This window comes from Pseudomonas sp. P2S-1 (assembly GCF_057197725.1).
Window position 1 is genome coordinate 5,983,422 of the sequence record NZ_CM170068.1, and the last position, 17,504, is coordinate 6,000,925.

The window sequence follows — 17,504 nt, forward strand, 5'->3', positions numbered from 1 at the left end:
GGGCTTTTTTAATGGAAAAGAGCAAGCAGGGTGTGCCGTCCTCGGTGCCGCGCCACGTCGCGATCATCATGGACGGAAATAATCGCTGGGCGAAGAAGCGCCTGTTGCCCGGCGTCGCCGGGCACAAGGCAGGTGTGGACGCGGTGCGGGCCGTTATCGAGGTCTGCGCCGAGGCCAAGGTCGAAGTGCTGACCCTGTTCGCCTTCTCCAGCGAAAACTGGCAACGCCCGGCCGACGAGGTCGGGGCGTTGATGGAGCTGTTCTTCTCGGCCTTGCGCCGGGAGGCCAAGCGCCTCAACGAAAACAACATCAGCCTGCGCATCATCGGCGACCGTTCGCGGTTCCATCCCGAGCTGCAGGCCGCCATGCGTGAAGCCGAAGCGCTGACCGCCGGCAACAATCGCTTCATCCTGCAGATCGCCGCCAACTACGGTGGCCAGTGGGATATCGCCCAGGCCGCCCAGCGCCTGGCGCGCGAGGTCCAGGCCGGTCATCTGCGTCCGGAAGACATCACTCCCGAGCTGTTGCAGACCTGCCTGGCTACGGGCGACCTGCCGCTGCCGGACCTGTGCATCCGCACCGGTGGCGAGCATCGCATCAGCAACTTCCTGCTGTGGCAACTGGCTTACGCCGAGTTGTACTTCTCCGACCTCTTCTGGCCGGACTTCAAACACGAGGCCATGCGCACTGCGCTGGCCGATTTCGCTTCGCGCCAGCGCCGTTTCGGTAAAACCAGCGAGCAGGTCGAAGCTGGAGCCCGTGCCTAATGCTCAAGCAACGCATCATTACCGCACTGATCCTGTTGCCGATCGCCCTGGGCGGGTTCTTCCTGCTCGATGGCTCGGACTTCGCCCTGTTCATCGGCCTGGTGGTTTCCCTCGGCGCCTGGGAGTGGGCCCGGCTTGCCGGTCTGGTCTCTCAGGTGGTGCGGGTGGCCTACGCTGCGGTGATCGCTGGCCTGTTGATGCTGCTGTACCTGATGCCTGACCTGGAACCCTGGATCCTCGGGGCTTCGGTGTTGTGGTGGGGCGTGGCGACCTGGCTGGTGATGACCTACCCGCGCAGCAGCGAGCTGTGGGCCAGCGTCGCCTGCCGCCTGCTGATCGGCGCGCTGATCCTGCTGCCGGCCTGGCAGGGGCTGATGGTGCTCAAGCGGGCGGAGATGGGTAACTGGCTCATTCTCGCGGTCATGGTGCTGGTCTGGTCTGCCGATATCGGCGCCTATTTCTCCGGTCGGGCCTTCGGCAAGCGCAAGCTGGCCCCCGAAGTCAGCCCAGGCAAGAGCTGGGAAGGTGTCTACGGTGGCCTGGCGTTGAGCCTGGTCATCACCCTGTGCGTGGGTCTGTCCCGTGACTGGGGCGTGGGGCAACTGATCCTTGCGCTGCTCGGTGCGGCCCTGATCGTCATGGGCTCGGTGGTTGGCGACCTGACCGAGAGCATGTTCAAGCGTCGTTCAGGGATCAAGGACAGCAGCAACCTGTTGCCGGGGCACGGTGGCATTCTCGATCGCATCGACAGCCTGACCGCCGCCATTCCCCTGTTCGCCGTCCTGCATTGGGGCCTGATGTGAGTCGCGTGCAACGTATTACCGTGCTCGGGGCCACCGGCTCCATCGGTCTGAGCACGCTGGATGTCATCGCCCGCCATCCGGATCGTTACGAGACCTTCGCCCTGAGCGGCTATTCCCGTCTGGATGAACTGCTGGCGCTGTGCCTGAAGCATGCGCCGGTGTTTGCCGTGGTGCCGGACGAAGCCTCGGCCGCCACCCTGCGTGCCGGTCTCGACGCGGCCGGTTCGCGCACCGAGGTGCTGGTGGGTGAGCGTGGCCTGTGTGCCGTGGCGGCCGACCCGCAGGTCGATGCGGTCATGGCGGCCATCGTCGGTGCCGCAGGCCTGCGTCCGACCCTGGCGGCGGTGGAGGCGGGCAAAAAGGTCCTGCTGGCCAACAAGGAGGCGCTGGTGATGTCCGGTGCCTTGTTCATGAACGCGGTACGGCGCAGTAACGCGGTGCTGCTGCCCATCGACAGCGAACACAACGCCATCTTCCAGTGCCTGCCGGGCGACTATGCCCGCGGCCTGGATCAGGTCGGGGTGCGTCGGATCCTGCTGACGGCGTCCGGCGGCCCGTTCCGTCAGACTTCGCCAGCCGAGCTGGAGCGGGTCACCCCCGAGCAGGCGTGCGCCCACCCCAACTGGTCCATGGGTCGGAAGATCTCGGTGGACTCGGCGAGCATGATGAACAAGGGGCTCGAGTTGATCGAAGCCTGCTGGCTGTTCGATGCGCCGCCGTCCCGGGTCGAGGTGGTGGTGCATCCGCAAAGTGTGATTCACTCCCTCGTCGATTATGTCGACGGCTCTGTCCTGGCCCAGTTGGGCAACCCGGACATGCGCACCCCGATCGCCAACGCCCTGGCCTGGCCCGAGCGGATCGACTCCGGGGTGCCGGCACTGGACCTGTTCGCCATCGCCCGTCTCGACTTCGAGGCGCCGGACGAACAGCGCTTCCCCTGCCTGCGCCTGGCCCGTGAAGCGGCCGAAGCCGGCAACAGCGCCCCGGCGGTGCTCAATGCCGCCAACGAGGTCGCGGTGGAAGCCTTTCTTCGGGGGCGCATCCGCTTCCCGGAGATCGCGAGTATGATCGGGCAGGTGCTTGAGCGTGAGCCGGTGGTTGCCGTCGGCTCGCTCGATGCGGTATTCGCTGCCGACCAGCGCGCACGCGAGCTGGCGGGCGAGTGGTTGACGCGTCACGGGCGTTGAGTGTGTCGAGCCCGCCCCGGTTGAACGTTATTCGGAGAAAGACATGAGCGCGCTCTACATGATCATCGGCACCCTGGTCGCACTGGGTGTACTGGTTACCTTTCACGAGTTCGGGCACTTCTGGGTGGCTCGTCGCTGTGGCGTGAAGGTCCTGCGCTTCTCCGTGGGCTTCGGCACGCCGCTGGTGCGCTGGCATGATCGCCAGGGCACGGAGTTCGTGATCGCCGCCATTCCCCTGGGCGGCTACGTCAAGATGCTCGACGAGCGCGAGAGCGACGTACCATCCGCTCTGCTCGAGCAATCCTTCAATCGCAAGACCGTCGGCCAGCGCATCGCCATCACCGCTGCCGGCCCGATCGCCAACTTCCTGCTTGCCATCCTGTTCTTCTGGATCCTGGCCATGCTGGGCAGCCAGCAGGTGCGTCCGGTCATCGGCAATGTCGAGCCGGGTAGCCTGGCTGCGGTGGCGGGGCTGAGCACGGGGCAGGAAATCGTAGCCATCGATGGCAAGCCGACCACTGGCTGGGCTGCGGTCAATCTGCAACTGGTCCGTCGCCTGGGCGAAAGCGGTCCGCTGCGGGTGGATGTGCGCAGCGAGGGCGCGACCACCGATAACACCTACACCGTAACCCTCGACCAGTGGCTCAAGGGCGCCGATGAGCCGGACCCGATCAGTTCGCTGGGTATTCGCCCGTGGCGTCCAGCCCTGGCTCCGGTACTTTCCGAGCTCGATCCGCAAGGCCCGGCCCAGGCGGCGGGCCTGAAGACCGGCGATCGCCTGCTGACCCTCGATGGCCAGGCGCTGAGCGACTGGCAGCAGGTGGTCGACAACGTGCGCAGTCGTGCTGGCGGCCGCGTGGTACTGGGCGTGGAGCGCGATGGCGCGCGCCTGGAGCTGCCGGTGACCTTGGCCAGTCGTGGCGAAGGCCAGGCCGCTACCGGCTACCTCGGGGCCGGCGTGGCCCAGGCCGAGTGGCCGGCGCAAATGCTCCGCGAAGTCAGCTATGGCCCGCTGGAAGCGGTGGGCGAGGGGCTTTCCCGGACCTGGACCATGAGTGTCCTGACCCTCGAATCACTGAAGAAAATGCTCTTCGGTGAGCTCTCGGTAAAAAACTTGAGCGGACCGATAACCATTGCTAAAGTGGCGGGCGCTTCAGCCCAGTCGGGCCTCGGAGATTTCCTGAATTTCCTTGCCTATCTGAGCATTAGCCTCGGAGTTCTTAACTTGCTGCCCATTCCGGTACTGGATGGGGGGCATTTGCTGTTTTACCTGGTCGAGTGGGTGCGTGGGCGTCCGCTGTCGGACCGGGTGCAAGGTTGGGGGGTCCAGATCGGTATCAGTTTGGTAGTCGGGGTGATGTTGCTCGCCCTGATCAACGATTTGGGTCGACTGTAACGCTTCGCTCAATTGCGAGCCTGCCGCGTCCTTGCGGTGGGTCGTCTATTGCCAGTTGGAATAAAAAAGGACTTCATGAAACGTCTGCTGCTAACTGCGGCTCTCGCCGCACTGATGATCGCTGAAGTTCACGCCGAGTCCTTCACCATCTCCGATATTCGCGTCAACGGTCTGCAGCGGGTTTCCGCCGGCAGCGTTTTCGGTGCCCTGCCCTTGAACGTCGGTGACCAGGCGGATGATGGTCGCCTGGTGGAGTCGACCCGTTCCCTGTTCAAGACCGGGTTCTTCCAGGACATCAATCTGAGCCGTGATGGCAACGTCCTGATCATCAACGTCGTCGAGCGTCCGTCGGTCTCCAGCATCGAGATCGAGGGCAACAAGGCGATCAGCACCGAAGACCTGATGAAGGGCCTGAAACAGTCCGGCCTGGCCGAAGGCGAGATCTTCCAGCGTGCCACCCTCGAAGGCGTGCGTAACGAACTGCAACGCCAATACGTCGCCCAGGGCCGCTACTCGGCCGAGGTCGACGCCGAGGTCGTGCCGCAGCCGCGCAACCGCGTCGGCCTGAAGATCAAGATCAACGAAGGCACGGTCGCGGCCATCCAGCACATCAACGTCGTGGGCAACACCGTGTTCTCCGACGATGACCTGCAGGGCCTGTTCGAACTCAAGACCACCAACTGGCTGTCGTTCTTCAAGAACGACGACAAGTACGCCCGCGAAAAGCTCTCCGGTGACCTCGAGCGCCTGCGCTCCTACTACCTGGACCGCGGCTACATCAACATGGACATCGCTTCCACCCAGGTATCCATTACCCCGGACAAGAAGCACGTCTACATCACCGTCAACATCAACGAAGGCGAGAAGTACACCGTTCGTGACGTGAAGCTGTCCGGCGACCTCAAGGTTCCGGAAGACCAGGTCAAGGCGCTGCTGCTGGCCCAGCCTGGACAGGTATTCTCGCGCAAGGTGATGACCACCACCTCCGAGCTGATCACCCGTCGCCTGGGCAACGAAGGCTACACCTTCGCCAACGTCAACGGCGTGCCTCAGCCGCACGACGAAGACCACACCGTCGATATCACCTTCGTCGTCGATCCGGGCAAGCGTGCCTACGTCAACCGCATCAACTTCCGTGGCAACACCAAGTCCGAGGACGAAGTGCTGCGTCGTGAAATGCGCCAGATGGAAGGCGGCTGGGCTTCGACCTACCTGATTGACCAGTCCAAGACCCGCCTCGAGCGCCTGGGCTTCTTCAAGGAAGCCAACGTCGAGACCCCGGCCGTACCGGGCACCGACGACCAGGTGGACGTGAACTACACCGTGGAAGAACAGGCCTCCGGCTCGATCACCGCCAGCGTCGGTTTCGCCCAGAGCGCCGGCCTGATCCTCGGCGGCTCGATCAGCCAGAACAACTTCCTCGGTACCGGTAACAAGGTCTCCATCGGCCTGACCCGTTCCGAATACCAGAGCCGATACAACTTCGGCTTCGTGGACCCCTACTGGACCGCCGATGGCGTTAGCCTGGGCTACAACGCGTTCTACCGCACCACCAACTACGACGACCTCGACGTCGACGTGGCGAGCTATGCGGTGGACAGCCTGGGTGCCGGTGTCAACGTCGGCTACCCGATCAGCGAGACGTCGCGCCTGACCTTCGGCCTGAGCGTGCAGCAGGACAAGATCAAGACCGGTACCTATACCGTTGACGAGATCTTCGACTTCCTGGAGAAGGAAGGCGATGACAGCTTCCTGAACTTCAAGGCGTCCGCCGGCTGGTCCGAGTCGACCCTGAACAAGGGCGTGCTGGCAACCCGTGGTCACTCGCAGAGCCTGACCCTGGAAGCCACCACTCCAGGTAGCGACCTGTCGTTCTTCAAGCTCGACTACCGTGGTCAGCTGTTCAAGCCGCTCAGCAACGACTACACCCTGCGCCTGCATACCGAGCTGGGTTATGGCGACGGTTATGGTTCCACCTCGGGCCTGCCGTTCTACGAGAACTACTACGCGGGTGGTTTCAACTCGGTGCGTGGCTTCAAGGACAGCAGCCTCGGTCCACGCAGTACCCCGAGCCAGGCCAACGCCGCCCGTGGTACCGCGACCGACCCGGACCAGGACCCGTTGCCGTTCGGTGGTAACGTCCTCGTGCAGGGTGGTGTCGAACTGCTGTTCCCGCTGCCGTTCGTCAAGGACCAGCGTTCCCTGCGTACCTCGGTATTCTGGGATATGGGTAACGTCTACGACACCAATTGCGGCTCCAAGCCAGATTGCGAGAAGTTCGGCCTTTCCGGCCTGGCCAGCTCCGTCGGCCTGGGTGTGACCTGGATTACCGCACTGGGTCCGTTGAGCTTCAGCCTGGCGATGCCGGTGAAGAAACCGGACGATGCCGATACCCAGGTGTTCCAATTCTCTCTGGGTCAGACCTTCTAAGGGTCTGGTCCACGTAAACGACAACGGATTCTGTAGGAGTGCATCGTGCGTAAGTTGACTCAACTGGCTGTACTGGCTGCGGCCCTGGTCGCGACCCCGGCTTTTGCCGAAATGAAGGTTGCCGTTCTGAACTATCAGATGGCCCTGCTGGAATCCGATGCGGCCAAGGCCTACGCGGTGGATGCAGAGAAGAAGTTCGGTCCGCAACTGACCAAGCTGAAGAACCTGGAAAGCAGCGCCAAGGGTATCCAGGACCGTCTGGTCAAGGGCGGCGACAAGATGGCTCAGGGCGAGCGCGAGCGTCTGGAGCTTGAGTTCAAGCAAAAGGCCCGTGATTTCCAGTTCCAGTCCAAGGAACTGAACGAAGCCAAGGCGGTTGCCGACCGTGACATGCTCAAGCAGCTCAAGCCGAAACTGGATGGCGCTGTCGAGGAAGTCATCAAGAAAGGCGGTTTCGACCTGGTTCTCGAGCGTGGCGCGGTCATCGATGTCAAGCCTCAGTATGACATCACCCGCCAGGTCATCGAGCGCATGAACCAGTCCCGTTGATATGACGGCGACCATGAAACTCGGCCAGTTGGCCGAGTTCCTCGGCGCGACCCTGCAAGGTCCCGCGGAACTCGACATCACTGGTCTTGCGACCCTGCAGGAAGCCGGCCCCGGCCAATTGAGCTTCCTGGCCAATCCCCAATACCGCAAATACCTGGGTGATACCCAGGCGGCTGCGGTGTTGCTGCGTGCCGCCGATGCCGAAGGTTTCTCCGGCAACGCCCTGATCGTGCCCGATCCGTACCTGGCCTACGCGCGCATCTCCCACCTGTTCGACCCCAAACCCAAGGCTGTGGCGGGAATTCATCCCAGCGCCGTGGTGGCGGCGGACGCGCAGGTCGATGCCAGCGCCAGTGTTGGTCCGTTCGTGGTCATCGAGAGCGGTGCGGTGATCGGCGCCAATGTCACCCTCGGTGCCCATTGCTTCATCGGTGCCCGCAGCGTGATCGGCGATGGCGGCTGGCTTGCCCCGCGCGTGACCCTGTACCACGACGTGCGCATCGGCAAGCGCGTGGTCATCCAGTCCGGTGCGGTGCTCGGCGGTGAAGGCTTCGGCTTCGCCAACGAGAAAGGTGTCTGGCAGAAGATTGCGCAGATCGGTGGCGTGACCATCGGTGATGATGTGGAAATCGGCGTGAATACCGCGATCGACCGCGGTGCACTGGCCGACACCCGCATCGGTGACGGGGTCAAGCTCGACAACCAGATCCAGATCGCCCACAACGTGCAGGTCGGCGACCACACGGCCATGGCGGCCTGTGTCGGTATTTCCGGCAGCACGAAGATCGGCAAGCATTGCACCATCGCCGGCGGCGTCGGCATGGTCGGTCACATCGATGTCTGCGACAACGTCTTCGTTTCCGGCATGACCATGGTCACCCGCTCCATCACCGAGCCAGGCGGCTATTCTTCCGGTACGGCGATGCAAACGCTCGGCGACTGGCGCAAGAGCGCCGCGCGGATTCGCCAGCTGGACGACATGGCCAAACGACTTCAACAGGTAGAAAAGCGCGTTGACGCCGTGACCTCCGGCGGCCAGCCATCATCTGATGGCTGATACTTTTTTCCTGATCAAGGCTGCGGGGCTGCCCATGGGCGGTCCCGAATGGCCAAAGGTGCACGGCGCCCTGCACGTGTTCCCTATCTTCACTACAGGCTTCCCCCAGAAATGATGGACATCAACGAGATTCGCGAATACCTGCCCCACCGTTATCCGTTCCTGCTCGTGGACCGGGTAGTGGAACTGGACGTCGAGGGTCAGCGCATTCGTGCCTACAAGAATGTCAGCATCAACGAGCCGTTCTTCAATGGTCACTTCCCGGCGCACCCGATCATGCCGGGTGTGCTGATCATCGAGGCCATGGCTCAGGCTGCCGGCATCCTCGGCTTCAAGATGCTCGATGCCAAGCCGACGGACGGCACCCTCTACTACTTCGTCGGTTCCGACAAGCTGCGCTTCCGCCAGCCGGTACTGCCAGGTGATCAACTGATCCTCGAAGCGAAATTCATCAGCTGCAAGCGCCAGATCTGGAAGTTCGACTGCCAGGCCTCGGTCGACGGCAAGCCTGTCTGCTCCGCCGAGATCATCTGCGCGGAACGCAAACTATGAGTTTGATTGACCCTCGGGCAATCATCGACCCCTCGGCCAGGCTGGCCGATGGTGTCGAGGTCGGTCCTTGGTCGATCATCGGCCCGGATGTCGAGATCGGGGAGGGGACCGTCGTCGGTCCGCACGTAGTGCTCAAGGGGCCGACCCGTATCGGCCGCAATAACCGCATCTATCAGTTTTCCTCGGTTGGCGAAGACACGCCGGACCTCAAGTACAAAGGCGAGCCTACGCGCCTGGTGATCGGTGACAACAACGTCATCCGCGAAGGGGTGACCATTCACCGTGGCACCGTGCAGGACCGTTCGGAAACCACCCTCGGCGATCACAACCTGATCATGGCCTATGCCCACATCGGCCACGACAGCGTGATCGGCAACCACTGCATCCTGGTCAACAACACCGCGTTGGCCGGTCATGTGCACGTGGATGACTGGGCGATCCTTTCCGGTTTCACCCTGGTCCACCAGTTCTGCCATATCGGTGCCCACAGTTTCTCGGGCATGGGGACGGCGATCGGCAAGGACGTGCCGGCCTTCGTCACGGTGTTCGGCAACCCGGCCGAGGCGCGCAGCATGAACTTCGAGGGCATGCGCCGTCGCGGTTTCAGCGAAGACGCCATCCATGCGTTGCGTCGTGCCTACAAGGTGGTCTACCGCCAGGGCCTGACCGTCGACCAGGCCATCGTCGAGCTGGAGGCTTCGTCGCAGCAGTTCCCTGAAGTCGAACTGTTCCGCCAGTCGATCCAGAACTCCGCCCGCGGCATCACCCGCTGATATGCCGGCCCTCTGCGTAGCGCTGGTGGCTGGTGAGGCCAGCGGCGACATTCTCGGCTCGGGTTTGATGCGGGCACTCAAAGCCCGTCATCCGGAGATTCGTTTTATCGGTGTTGGCGGCCCCTTGATGGAAGCCGAGGGCCTAACGTCCTATTTCCCGATGGAACGCCTGGCGGTGATGGGCCTGGTCGAAGTGCTGGGCCGTCTGCCGGAGTTGCTCAAGCGCCGCAAGCTGCTGATCCAGACCCTGATCGAGGAAAAGCCCGACGTCTTCATCGGCATCGACGCGCCCGACTTCACCCTCAATATCGAACTGAAGCTGCGTCAGGCCGGGATCAAGACCGTGCACTACGTCAGCCCGTCGGTCTGGGCCTGGCGACAGAAGCGCGTGCTGAAGATCCGCGAAGGCTGCGACCTGATGCTGACCCTGTTCCCCTTCGAGGCGAAGTTCTACGAAGAGCAGGGCGTGCCGGTGCGTTTTGTCGGGCACCCACTGGCTGACACCATCCCGCTTGAGGCGGATCGCCAGGCTGCGCGCCAGGCGCTGGGCCTACCGGACGGACCGCTGGTGGCACTGATGCCGGGCAGCCGGGGTGGCGAAGTTGGCCGCCTGGGCGCCCTGTTCCTCGATACTGCGCAGCGCCTGCGCGAACTGGTGCCGGGGGTGCGTTTCGTTTCGCCCTGTGCCAACGCCACGCGCCGTGCTCAGCTGGAGCAGATGCTCGCCGGACGCGACCTGCCGCTAACCCTGCTCGATGGCCAGTCCCACCAGGCCCTGGCGGCCTGCGATGCGGTGCTGATCGCCTCCGGTACCGCAACCCTCGAAGCCCTGCTGTTCAAGCGTCCGATGGTGGTCGCTTACCGCCTGGCGCCCTTGAGCTACTGGATTCTCAAACGTCTGGTGAAAAGCCCTTACGTCTCGTTGCCCAACCTGCTGGCCCAGCGCCTGCTGGTGCCCGAGCTGCTGCAGGAGGCCGCCACCCAGGAGGCCCTGGCGCAGACCCTGGCACCGCTGGTGCGCGACGGTACGCAACAGACCGAAGGCTTTGACCAGATTCACCGCACCTTGCGCCGCGATGCCTCGAACCAGGCAGCCGAGGCGGTGCTGGCCCTGCTGGAAGATCGATAAATGCAAATGGGACTGGACTTCAACCTGGTCGAGGACCTTGTCGCCGGTGTCGACGAGGTCGGCCGTGGCCCGCTGTGCGGCGCGGTCGTGACGGCTGCGGTGATCCTCGATCCGGCGCGGCCGATCCTCGGCCTCAACGACTCGAAGAAACTCACCGAGGCACGTCGCGAGAAACTTTTCGACGAGATCTGCGAAAAGGCCCTGAGCTTCTGCATCGCCCGCGCCGAAGTCGACGAGATCGACGAGCTGAACATCCTGCACGCCACCATGCTGGCCATGCAGCGCGCGGTCGAAGGCCTGCATATCACCCCGAAACTGGCGCTGATCGACGGCAACCGCTGCCCAAAACTGCAGGTGCCAGCCTCACCCGTGATCAAGGGCGATAGTCAGGTGCCGGCCATCGCTGCCGCGTCGATCCTGGCCAAGGTCACCCGCGACCGTGAAATGTCCGCTTTCGAATTGATCTACCCGGGCTACGGCATCGGCGGGCACAAGGGCTATCCGACCCCCGTCCACCTGGAGGCGCTGGCTCGCTTGGGCCCGACGCCGATCCACCGGCGCTCCTTCGCCCCCGTGCGTGCGGCCTATGAGGCCCAAGTGCTGGCCGGTGGTCAGCCCAGCCTGGTCTGACCCCAGGCATTCACCTTCAGTCCGGTTCGTTTTGCACCGGCTGATGTTTTGATCGAGGCCCGGTACAATCCGGGCCTTGTCGTTTTGCGCTGCTATAGGATCATCATGTCGGCTTCCTTCGTTCATCTTCGCCTGCATACCGAATTCTCACTGGTCGACGGACTGGTGCGGATCAAGCCGCTCGCCAAGGCCCTGACCGGGATGAACATGCCGGCGGTGGCGGTGACCGACCAGAGCAACATGTGCTCGCTGGTCAAGTTCTACAAGACCGCCATGGGCGCCGGGATCAAGCCGATCTGCGGGGCCGACCTGTGGCTGGCCGGTGATGACGCGGAAGACCCGCTGGCACGCATCTGCTTCCTGGCGATGGATGCCCAGGGCTACCGCAACCTGACCGAGCTGATTTCCCGTGGCTGGACCGACGGCCAGCGCAACGGCCTGGTGATCATCCAGCGCGAATGGATCGCCGAAGCGGCGCAGGGCCTGATCGCCCTGTCCGCGGCAAAGGAAGGCGATATCGGCATGGCCCTGATGAACGGTCATGAGACCCAGGCCGAAGTGCTGCTGCGGGACTGGATGGAGATGTTCCCTGATCGCTTCTACGTCGAGGTCCAGCGCACCAACCGCGCCGGCGACGAAGAATATCTGCACGCCGCCGTGGCCCTGGCCGATCGCCTGGGTGCGCCGCTGGTGGCGACCAACGATGTGCGCTTCATCAAGCAGTCGGACTACGACGCCCACGAAACCCGCGTGTGCATCGGCGAAGGCCGCGCACTGGATGACCCGCGCCGCTCGCGCAACTACAGCGACCAGCAATACCTGAAAAGCCCGGAAGAAATGGCCGAGCTGTTCAGCGACCTGCCCGAGGCCCTGGAAAACACCGTCGAGATCGCCAAGCGCTGCAATATCACGGTGCAACTGGGCAAGTACTTCCTCCCCGACTTCCCCACGCCCAACGGCATGGGCATCGACGACTATCTGCGCCACGTGTCCCACGAAGGCCTGGAAGAGCGCCTCAAGGTGCTCTGGCCCAAGGAAACCACGCCCAACTACGAAGAGAAGCGCCAGACCTACCTGGACCGGCTCAAATTCGAGCTGGACATCATCATCCAGATGGGTTTCCCCGGTTACTTCCTCATCGTTATGGACTTCATCAAGTGGGCCAAGAACAACGACGTGCCGGTCGGTCCGGGCCGGGGGTCGGGTGCCGGCTCGCTGGTGGCCTACGTACTGAAGATCACCGACCTCGACCCGCTGGCCTATGACCTGCTGTTCGAACGTTTCCTCAACCCCGAACGTATTTCCATGCCCGACTTCGACGTCGACTTCTGCATGGACGGCCGCGACCGGGTGATCGAATACGTGGCCGAGGCCTACGGGCGCAATGCGGTGAGCCAGATCATCACCTTCGGCACCATGGCGGCCAAGGCGGTGGTGCGCGACGTGGCGCGGGTGCAGGGCAAGTCCTACGGCCTGGCGGATCGTCTGTCGAAGATGATTCCGTTCGAAGTGGGCATGACCCTGGAAAAGGCCTACGAGCAGGAAGAAATTCTCCGCGATTTCCTCAAGACTGACGAGGACGCCAAGGAAATCTGGGACATGGCCCTCAAGCTCGAGGGTGTCACCCGGGGTACCGGCAAGCACGCCGGTGGTGTGGTGATCGCGCCGACCAAGCTCACCGACTTCTCGCCGATCGCCTGTGACGAAGAGGGCGGCGGCCTGATCACCCAGTTCGACAAGGATGACGTCGAGGCGGCGGGCCTGGTGAAGTTCGACTTCCTCGGCCTGCGCACCCTGACCATCATCAAATGGGCGATGGAGATCATCAACCGCGAGCAGGCCAAGCAGAACCTGCCGGATCTCAATATCGACTTCATCCCGCTGGATGACCGCAAGACCTACGAGCTGCTGCAAAAGGCCGAAACCACGGCGGTGTTCCAGCTTGAATCCCGCGGCATGAAGGAGCTGATCAAGAAGCTCAAGCCCGACTGCCTGGAAGACCTCATCGCACTGGTGGCCCTGTTCCGACCCGGTCCGCTGCAATCGGGCATGGTGGACGACTTCATCAACCGCAAGCACGGCCGCGCCGAGCTGGCCTATCCGCACCCGGATTACCAGTACGAAGGCCTGCAACCAGTCCTGGCGCCGACCTACGGGATCATCCTGTACCAGGAACAGGTGATGCAGATTGCCCAGGTCATGGCCGGCTACACCTTGGGCGGCGCGGACATGCTGCGCCGGGCCATGGGTAAGAAAAAGCCCGAGGAAATGGCCAAGCAGCGCGGCGGTTTCATCGAAGGTTGCGCCAACAACGGCATCGATGGCGACCTCGCGGGCAACATCTTCGACCTGGTGGAAAAATTCGCCGGTTATGGTTTCAACAAATCCCACTCCGCCGCCTATGGCCTGGTCTCCTACCAGACCGCCTGGCTGAAGACCCACCACCCGGCGCCCTTCATGGCTGCGGTGCTCTCGGCGGATATGCACAACACCGACAAGGTGGTGATCCTGATCGAGGAAGTGCGCAGCATGAAGCTGCGCCTCGACGCGCCGGACGTGAACTTCTCCGATTTCAAGTTCACCGTGAACAACGACGGTCGCATCGTCTATGGCCTCGGTGCGATCAAGGGCGTCGGCGAAGGCCCGGTGGAAGCGATCATGGAGGCGCGGGCCGAAGGCGGACCGTTCCAGGACCTGTTTGACTTCTGTCACCGGGTCGACCTCAAGCGCATCAACAAGCGCACCCTCGATGCCCTGGTGCGCAGTGGCGCGCTGGACCGTCTCGGGCCGTTCTTCCATGACGAGATCAAGGCCTATCAGGCCAACGTCGACCAGAACCGTGCGGTGCTGCTGTCGGCGATGGAAGAGGCGATCAAGTCGGCGGAGCAGACTGCCCGTACCCACGACAGCGGCCACTCCGACCTGTTCGGCGGCCTCTTCGACGAGCCGGATGCCGACGTCTACGCCAGCCACCGCAAGGCCCGCGAACTGACCCTGAAAGAACGCCTGCGCGGCGAGAAGGAAACCCTGGGCCTGTACCTCACCGGCCACCCGATCGACGAATACGAAGGCGAGATCCGCCGCTTCGCCCGGCAACGCATCATCGACCTTAAGCCGGCGCGCGATACCCAGACCGTCGCCGGAATGATCATTGCCCTGCGGGTAATGAAGAACAAGAAGGGCGACAAGATGGGCTTCGTCACTCTCGACGACCGTTCCGGGCGGATTGAGGCCTCGCTGTTCGCCGACGCCTTCATGGCTTCGCAGTCGCTGCTGCAGAACGACGCGATGGTGGTGATCGAGGGCGAAGTCAGCAACGACGACTTCTCCGGCGGCCTGCGCCTGCGGGTCAAGCGGGTGATGAGCATGGAGGATGCGCGGACCAACCTGGCCGATAGCCTGCGCCTGAAGATCCACGCCGACGCGCTCAAGGGCGACCGTCTGGCCTGGCTGGGCGAGCTGCTCAAACGCCATCGCGGTGCCTGTCCGGTGAGCATGGAATACACCGGCAGCGACGCCAAGGCCCAGCTGCAGTTCGGCGAAGACTGGCGGATCGACCCGGCCGACGGCTTGATTCAGGCCCTGCGTGACCAGTTCGGCCGTGAGAACGTCTTTTTGCACTATCGATGAATTTTTAATCTCGACCTGAACGCGCCTGATCCCTTAAGGTAGGGCGCCAAACGGATCAACCGGCCGGCCGCCTGGCCGTCGACCCAAGACGGATGCCTATGAACCCGAATTTTCTGGATTTCGAACAGCCGATTGCTGACCTGCAAGCCAAGATCGAAGAGCTGCGCCTGGTCGGCAATGACAACTCGCTGAACATCGGCGATGAAATCGGCCGTCTGCAGGATAAAAGCAGCGAGCTGACCAAGAGCATCTTCGGCAATCTGACCAGCTGGCAGATCGCCCGCCTGGCGCGCCACCCGCGCCGGCCGTACACCCTGGACTACATCGAGCACATCTTCACCGAGTTCGATGAACTGCACGGCGACCGTCACTTCGCCGACGACGCCGCGATCGTTGGCGGTATCGCCCGCCTGGAAGACCGTCCTGTGATGGTCATCGGTCATCAGAAAGGCCGTGAAGTGCGCGAGAAGGTGCGTCGCAACTTCGGCATGCCGCGTCCGGAAGGCTACCGCAAGGCCTGCCGCCTGATGGAAATGGCCGAACGCTTCAAGATGCCGATCCTGACCTTCATCGACACCCCGGGCGCCTACCCGGGCATCGACGCCGAAGAGCGCAACCAGAGCGAAGCCATCGCCTGGAACCTGCGTGTGATGGCGCGTCTGAAGACCCCGATCATCGCTACCGTCATCGGTGAGGGTGGTTCCGGTGGTGCACTGGCCATCGGTGTCTGCGACCAGTTGAACATGCTGCAATACTCGACCTACTCGGTGATCTCGCCGGAAGGTTGCGCTTCGATTCTGTGGAAGACTGCCGAGAAGGCTGCCGATGCTGCCGAAGCCATGGGTATCACCGCCGAGCGCCTGAAAGGCCTGGGCATCGTCGACAAGGTCATCTCCGAGCCGCTGGGCGGCGCGCACCGTGATCCTGCCGTGATGGCTGCCTCGGTTCGTGGCGAGCTGATCCAGCAACTGGACATGCTGAAGAAGTTCGACAACGACGCGCTGCTCAAGCGCCGTTATGACCGTCTGATGAGCTACGGTCTCTGATCTGAAGCCATCCTGTCAGCTTATTGGGGCTGCTTTGCAGCCCTTCGCGAGCAAGCTCGCTCCCACAGAGGAATGTGCAATATGCACCTCTTGTGGGAGCGAGCTTGCTCGCGAAGGGGCGCGAAGCGGCCCCACTTGCTTTATTGGATCCTGAACATGACCGACCTCGCATCCCGCCTCGAGGACAAGCTCGCCAACTGGCAGAATGCGCCGGGCTGGTGCGTGGCGCTGTCGGGCGGACTGGATTCCACGGTACTCCTGCACCTGCTGGCAACCATGAAGGATCGCCCGGCATTGCGCGCCATCCACGTCCATCACGGCCTGCAACCGGTCGCGGATGCGTGGCCAGAACACTGTCAGCGCCTGTGCAACTCACTGGGCGTCGAACTGCTGGTTCGCCATGTCACGGTGGAAGAGGGCGCCAGCCTCGAACAGGCTGCGCGCAATGCCCGCTACGCCGCCTTCAGTGAAGTCCTCCGGAGTGGTGAGGTCCTGCTGACCGGCCAGCACCGCGAGGACCAGGCCGAAACCCTGCTGCTGCGCCTGCTTCGTGGCGCCGGATTGCGAGGGTTGATGGCCATGCGCGAACTGCGGCCGCTGGGTGACGCCTGGCTGCTTCGGCCCTTGCTCGACAGCTCTCGTGACGAGCTTCTTCGCTATGCCCGTGATCGTGGCCTGGACTGGATCGAAGACCCGTCGAACGGCGATACCCGCTTCACGCGCAATTACCTGCGACAAGAAGTGCTTCCGGCCCTGGCCTCGCGCTGGCCACAAGTCAGTCGCACGCTGGCCCGTACTGCCGGTCATCTCGCCGAGGCGGGTGAGTTGCTGGATGAACTGGCCTCGGACGATCTGGAGCAAGCCCAGACGCAGGATGATTTTCCCTGGCTCGGTCTTCCATCCTTGCATTTGCCAGGGTTGCTCCGGCTTTCTCCAGCGCGTCAGCGCAATGTCCTTAGGTTCTGGCTCGCCTGTTTCACCCGCCTGCCCGATGCCGATCACTGGGCCGGCTGGGACGCTCTACGCGATGCCCGCCCCGACGCTTCACCGATCTGGAAACTCGCCGATGGCGAGCTGCATCGGGCCGGTGAGCGCATCTACTGGTTGAGTGGCGAGTGGCTCGGCGCTCCCGATGGGGCGCAATGCTGGAAAGATCCACCCTCGGCGCTGGAACTGCCTGGCAACGGCTTCCTTTTAATCAGGGGTAAAAAGCCCAGGGAGACCCTGCGGATCGCCTACCGCCAGGGCGGCGAACACATGAACATCGCCGCTCGCGGCCATCGCGATCTCAAGCGTTTGCTCAATGAACGCGGGGTTCCCGCCTTCGTTCGTGGCCGCTTGCCACTGCTGTTCGCAGGTGAGCGGCTGGTCGCCGTCGCCAACTTCCCGGACCTCGTTGATGGCGATTTGCAACTTGTGTGGCATGTACCGACGAGTGAGCAAGGTTTGAGGTGATGGGCATCTTCGGGTAGACTACGCTCCCTTCTTGATACAGCTTCTGTGAGCCCGATTCGAGCCGCAGGAGTTGCCGATTACCAAGCAGTTTTTTGCTGGG

Annotated in this window: 14 protein-coding genes; all 14 read left to right on the plus strand. The window is 63.1% G+C overall.

The window, feature by feature from the left end; genetic code table 11:
- The first annotated feature begins 11 nt into the window (after window positions 1–11).
- The 14 genes from uppS (at window position 12) to tilS (ending at window position 17,404) form a co-directional block, all read left to right on the plus strand.
- Window positions 12–767, plus strand: coding sequence for a polyprenyl diphosphate synthase (uppS, locus tag AC2CQI_RS26825; RefSeq protein ID WP_075806215.1), 756 nt, complete (start codon window positions 12–14; stop codon window positions 765–767).
- Window positions 767–1,570: a phosphatidate cytidylyltransferase gene (locus AC2CQI_RS26830; RefSeq protein WP_075806214.1), complete on the plus strand. Its 804-nt coding sequence runs from the start codon at window positions 767–769 to the stop codon at window positions 1,568–1,570. The genes uppS and AC2CQI_RS26830 overlap by 1 nt, the downstream gene beginning before the upstream one ends.
- Window positions 1,567–2,757, plus strand: coding sequence for a 1-deoxy-D-xylulose-5-phosphate reductoisomerase (gene ispC / locus AC2CQI_RS26835; protein ID WP_484578405.1), 1,191 nt, complete (start codon window positions 1,567–1,569; stop codon window positions 2,755–2,757). Before AC2CQI_RS26830 ends, ispC begins: the two co-directional genes overlap by 4 nt.
- Window positions 2,758–2,800: 43 nt before the next feature.
- Window positions 2,801–4,153: a sigma E protease regulator RseP gene (rseP, locus tag AC2CQI_RS26840; protein WP_484578406.1), complete on the plus strand. Its 1,353-nt coding sequence runs from the start codon at window positions 2,801–2,803 to the stop codon at window positions 4,151–4,153.
- Between the two features lie 75 nt (window positions 4,154–4,228).
- The gene (bamA, locus tag AC2CQI_RS26845; protein WP_075806211.1) at window positions 4,229–6,583 is read left to right on the plus strand and encodes an outer membrane protein assembly factor BamA; all 2,355 of its coding nucleotides are present in this window, start codon (window positions 4,229–4,231) and stop codon (window positions 6,581–6,583) included.
- Window positions 6,584–6,628: 45 nt separating this feature from the next.
- A complete protein-coding gene (locus tag AC2CQI_RS26850) occupies window positions 6,629–7,132 on the plus strand; it encodes an OmpH family outer membrane protein (protein ID WP_075806210.1) in 504 nt (167 codons plus the stop codon).
- A 1-nt stretch (window position 7,133) separates the two neighbouring features.
- Entirely contained in the window at window positions 7,134–8,189 is a 1,056-nt protein-coding gene (gene lpxD / locus AC2CQI_RS26855) for a UDP-3-O-(3-hydroxymyristoyl)glucosamine N-acyltransferase (protein ID WP_484578407.1), read from the plus strand.
- Window positions 8,190–8,300: 111 nt separating this feature from the next.
- On the plus strand, window positions 8,301–8,741 hold the full coding sequence (gene fabZ / locus AC2CQI_RS26860) for a 3-hydroxyacyl-ACP dehydratase FabZ (RefSeq protein ID WP_009395253.1): 441 nt from the start codon (window positions 8,301–8,303) through the stop codon (window positions 8,739–8,741).
- Complete coding sequence (gene lpxA / locus AC2CQI_RS26865; protein ID WP_075806208.1) at window positions 8,738–9,514, plus strand: acyl-ACP--UDP-N-acetylglucosamine O-acyltransferase; 777 nt, start codon at window positions 8,738–8,740, stop codon at window positions 9,512–9,514. The genes fabZ and lpxA overlap by 4 nt, the downstream gene beginning before the upstream one ends.
- A gap of 1 nt (window position 9,515) precedes the next feature.
- Window positions 9,516–10,643, plus strand: a complete 1,128-nt coding sequence (gene lpxB, locus AC2CQI_RS26870; RefSeq protein WP_075806207.1) for a lipid-A-disaccharide synthase — start codon at window positions 9,516–9,518, stop codon at window positions 10,641–10,643.
- Window positions 10,644–11,273, plus strand: coding sequence for a ribonuclease HII (rnhB, locus tag AC2CQI_RS26875; RefSeq protein ID WP_484578408.1), 630 nt, complete (start codon window positions 10,644–10,646; stop codon window positions 11,271–11,273).
- A gap of 105 nt (window positions 11,274–11,378) precedes the next feature.
- On the plus strand, window positions 11,379–14,903 hold the full coding sequence (gene dnaE / locus AC2CQI_RS26880) for a DNA polymerase III subunit alpha (RefSeq protein WP_484578409.1): 3,525 nt from the start codon (window positions 11,379–11,381) through the stop codon (window positions 14,901–14,903).
- 98 nt (window positions 14,904–15,001) lie between these two features.
- Entirely contained in the window at window positions 15,002–15,949 is a 948-nt protein-coding gene (locus tag AC2CQI_RS26885; protein WP_484578410.1) for an acetyl-CoA carboxylase carboxyltransferase subunit alpha, read from the plus strand.
- Between the two features lie 156 nt (window positions 15,950–16,105).
- Window positions 16,106–17,404, plus strand: coding sequence for a tRNA lysidine(34) synthetase TilS (gene tilS, locus AC2CQI_RS26890; RefSeq protein ID WP_484578411.1), 1,299 nt, complete (start codon window positions 16,106–16,108; stop codon window positions 17,402–17,404).
- Window positions 17,405–17,504 lie beyond the last annotated feature (100 nt).